The organism is Corynebacterium nasorum (assembly GCF_022345765.1).
Lineage (GTDB): Bacteria > Actinomycetota > Actinomycetes > Mycobacteriales > Mycobacteriaceae > Corynebacterium > Corynebacterium kefirresidentii.
Genome location: NZ_JAKRDR010000034.1, coordinates 1 through 3,376 on the forward strand (window position 1 = coordinate 1; position 3,376 = coordinate 3,376).

General features: G+C 61.2%; 5 protein-coding genes. All 5 read left to right on the top strand.

Going from position 1 to position 3,376, the window contains the following annotated elements:
- Positions 1 to 185 precede the first annotated feature (185 nt).
- The 5 genes from MHK04_RS12070 to MHK04_RS12090 all read left to right on the top strand — a co-directional run bounded on the left by MHK04_RS12070 (position 186) and on the right by MHK04_RS12090 (position 3,108).
- Complete coding sequence (locus MHK04_RS12070) at positions 186 to 1,370, top strand: Nramp family divalent metal transporter (RefSeq protein ID WP_011272788.1); 1,185 nt, start codon at positions 186 to 188, stop codon at positions 1,368 to 1,370.
- A gap of 20 nt (positions 1,371 to 1,390) precedes the next feature.
- Positions 1,391 to 1,780: an NUDIX hydrolase gene (locus MHK04_RS12075; protein WP_005292595.1), complete on the top strand. Its 390-nt coding sequence runs from the start codon at positions 1,391 to 1,393 to the stop codon at positions 1,778 to 1,780.
- 62 nt (positions 1,781 to 1,842) lie between these two features.
- A complete protein-coding gene (locus MHK04_RS12080; RefSeq protein ID WP_005292598.1) occupies positions 1,843 to 2,418 on the top strand; it encodes a TetR/AcrR family transcriptional regulator in 576 nt (191 codons plus the stop codon).
- Entirely contained in the window at positions 2,415 to 2,777 is a 363-nt protein-coding gene (locus MHK04_RS12085; RefSeq protein WP_005292602.1) for a DoxX family protein, read from the top strand. Before MHK04_RS12080 ends, MHK04_RS12085 begins: the two co-directional genes overlap by 4 nt.
- Positions 2,778 to 2,865: 88 nt before the next feature.
- The gene (locus tag MHK04_RS12090) at positions 2,866 to 3,108 is read left to right on the top strand and encodes a YlcI/YnfO family protein (RefSeq protein ID WP_005292604.1); all 243 of its coding nucleotides are present in this window, start codon (positions 2,866 to 2,868) and stop codon (positions 3,106 to 3,108) included.
- The last annotated feature ends 268 nt before the right edge of the window (positions 3,109 to 3,376 follow it).

Here is a 3,376-nt window from a genome sequence, read left to right on the forward strand (position 1 = left end):
TCGCGTGGGTGCAAAATGAGCTCAACGAAACACCCCGACAAATCCTCGGCGGCGCAACCCCACGTGAAATACTTAACGAACTATTCAAGCGTGGCGCATCCACCGCTTGATTCCGCCCCCTGGCTTGAACATATGGCGATGAAAACTAGACTTCAAGTAGTTGAACTTTTGGTATGGAGATGCCTATGCGTAAGACCTTAATCAGCCTCACCGGCCCCGCCTTCGTTGCTGCAGTGGCTTACGTCGACCCCGGCAACGTAGCCGCCAACATCAGCGCCGGCTCCCACTACGGCTACCTCCTGGTGTGGGTACTCGTCGTGGCCAACCTCATGGCTATGTTCATCCAGTACCACTCCGCCAAACTGGGCCTAGTCACCCACCGCTCCCTGCCGGAAATCATGGGCGAGCGTCTCTCCCGCCGCGCGCGCCTAGGCATGTGGGCCCAGGCCGAGCTCATCGCCGCGGCCACCGACCTCGCCGAAGTCATCGGCGGCGCCATTGCCCTGCAACTCCTCTTCAACCTCCCCCTGTTCGCGGGCGCGCTCATCATCGGCGCGGTCTCCATCATTCTCCTCATCTTCCAGAAGAAGAACCAGTGGTTCGAGGGGCTTGTCATCGGCCTGCTCCTGGTCATCTGCATCGGCTTCCTTGCCGGCCTCGCCATCGCCCCGCCCGACCCCGCCGACGTGGCCGGCGGCCTCATCCCCCGCCTAGAGGGCAAGGACAGCATCCTGCTGGCCGCCTCCATGTTGGGCGCCACCGTCATGCCGCACGCCATTTACCTACACTCCTCCCTGACCAAGCAGCGCTACCCCGACCTGGAAATCCCCCACGTGCTGGCCGGCACCCGCGCGGACATCGCCGTGGCGCTGTCCATCGCCGGGCTCGTCAACGTGGGCCTGCTGGTCCTGGCGGGCTCGGCCCTCTACGGCGTGGACGGCACAGAGACCATCTCCGGGGCCCACACGGCGATTGCCAGCCACCTCGGCCCGCTGGCCGGCGTTCTCTTCGCCATCGGCCTGCTGGCCAGCGGCCTCGCCTCGACGTCAGTGGGCGCCTACGCCGGCTCCGAAATCATGGACGGCCTGCTTCACATCAAGGTCCCCCTACTAGTCCGCCGCCTGGTCACGCTCATCCCGGCGCTGGTCATCATCGGCTGCGGGGTCGACCCCACTATGGCACTGGTGGTCAGCCAGGCACTTCTTTCCCTGGGCATCCCCTTCGCCATCATCCCGCTTTTCCGCTATGCCGGCTCCCGGGACGTCATGGGTGAGTTCGCCGCGAAACCCTGGTCTATGGCCGTGGGCTGGACGCTTGCCGCGCTGGTCATCGCACTCAATCTCGCCCTCGTGCTCCTGCCGCTGCTCTAGGCCGCCTACAATCAGCAGCCATGATTGAAGTAGCAGCCGTCGTCATCCGCAACCCACAAGGCCACGTGCTTACCGTGCGCAAGAAGTCCTCCACCAAGTACCAACTGCCCGGCGGCAAGCCCGAGGCGGGCGAGGCGCTTGTCGACGCCGCCCTGCGCGAAGTTGCCGAAGAAGTAGGCCTCACCCTCGACGCCGAGAGCCTCAACAAACTCGGCACCTTCGACGCTCCCGCCGCCAACGAACCGGGCGAGGTCGTCGTCGGCACCATCTTCACCTACACCCGCACCGTCACCGCCGACGAACCCCATGCCGCCGCCGAAATCGGCGACACCGCCTGGGTCAACCCAGCAGCCCCCGACCGCGAGCTTGCACACCTGCTGCGCGACCGCGTCTTCCCCACGCTGGCCTAGCGCCAACTGTCAACACTTCGGCGTCATTGACCTCGAAACCATCAAGAGCTACCCTTTTGAACATGTTCACTGAACACGTTCACTCATCGCGCTCGGCCGCCAAAGCTGGCACCGTCAGCAAGGTCCTAGCCACCGCCTACGAACTCTTCCTCACTCAGGGCTACGCCACCACCAGCATCCGGACTATCGCATCCGAAGCTGGCGTTAGCGTGGGAACCGTCATGGGAGTCGGCGACAAACAAACGCTGCTCATCCGCACCATTGGCCAACACATTTCAGAACTCCACGATGACATCCGGGGACAATCCGATAGCCTTCTCGATGTCCTGAGACCTTTCCTCCAGATGTTTACCGGCCACGAAGAGCTCTCCCGCGCCTTTGGCGCAGCACTCATCCAACAAGGCAATCAAGGCGAAGCGCTCACCGCACTCAAAACGCTCCTGACCGATGAAATCACCCTGCGACTCGGCACCAGGCTCAGCAGCGCCGATGCGGCCGAGTACGCCGACCTGCTGTACAACGTCTACCTCGGCTTACTCATCGGCTGGGCCGCCGGAATCTACGACACCGAGCACCTCACATCCCAAGCCGCCTCATCGATCGAACGCCTCAACACCGCATTCGGAGTAACCCAATGATCCTAGAATCTTCCCCAGCCTGGCCCTCCCTTCTACTAGCAGCCATTCTGCTTGGCGACGCCGCCCTCTCCCTCAAACCAGTCCCCTTCATCGAAGCCTGCCTCAGCGGCGTCAAACTCCCCAAGGACTGGTGGTGGGCGCTCATTGTCATCAAGTGCCTCGCCGCCGTAGGACTCATTGCCGGCCTCTGGTTCCCCGGCGTAGGAATCACAGCCATGATTGGAGTCATCGCCTATTTCTGCGCGGCCGCAGCAGCCCATGTCCGCGCCCACTTCCTCGGTAGCGCATTCTGGATCAACTGCTTAGGCATGCTCGCATTCTCCATCGGAGTACTGATCCTGACGCTCGCACTGAATTAAGACACCAGTCAACCTTTCACGGCTTCCTGAAGGCAGATACATCATTGCACCTCTTGAATGATGACTTGATGCTTTCTACCCTAAAGGTATGCGCACGACGATAAACCTCCCGCCGAAACTCCTTGAAGAAACGAAGGTCCAAGCCAAAGCCAACAATGTCACTTTGAGCTCATACGTCGAAGAGGCGGTCCGCGCTGCCCTCAAGAAGGAAGCCCGCATCAGTACCGAAGACACCCCCGTTAACCTGCCCTCCTTCGATTGCGGCGGACCGGCTCTAGTTGATCTCAGCAACAAAGAAGCTGTGTGGGCGGTACTCGATGATCATTCCTGATGTCAACATTCTCGTTTATGCCTTCCACTCCGCTGCACCGCAACATAAACCCGCTCAACAATGGCTAAGTAGTGCTCTAAATCGGCATGAAACAATTGGACTCCTGGATGTTGTGGCAACGGGCGTGCTGTCAAGGGGTGAATGCGCCACTTCGACCGGGAGGTAGTTGTGACGCGTTGGACTCCGAAGGATGTTAAGGATGCTGCTGTTGAGCGCGTGGTGGCAGGCGAGGCAGTTAGCCTGGTCGCGCGTGATGTGGGTGTAGCCT

What these genes read in the sequence shown, in the direction of transcription:
- MHK04_RS12080 (WP_005292598.1), top strand. Translation starts at nt 1,843, where the DNA reads ATGTTCACTGAACACGTTCACTCATCGCGCTCGGCCGCCAAAGCTGGC.
- MHK04_RS12090 (WP_005292604.1), top strand. Translation starts at nt 2,866, where the DNA reads ATGCGCACGACGATAAACCTCCCGCCGAAACTCCTTGAAGAAACGAAG.
- MHK04_RS12075 (WP_005292595.1), top strand. Translation starts at nt 1,391, where the DNA reads ATGATTGAAGTAGCAGCCGTCGTCATCCGCAACCCACAAGGCCACGTG.
- MHK04_RS12085 (WP_005292602.1), top strand. Translation starts at nt 2,415, where the DNA reads ATGATCCTAGAATCTTCCCCAGCCTGGCCCTCCCTTCTACTAGCAGCC.
- MHK04_RS12070 (WP_011272788.1), top strand. Translation starts at nt 186, where the DNA reads ATGCGTAAGACCTTAATCAGCCTCACCGGCCCCGCCTTCGTTGCTGCA.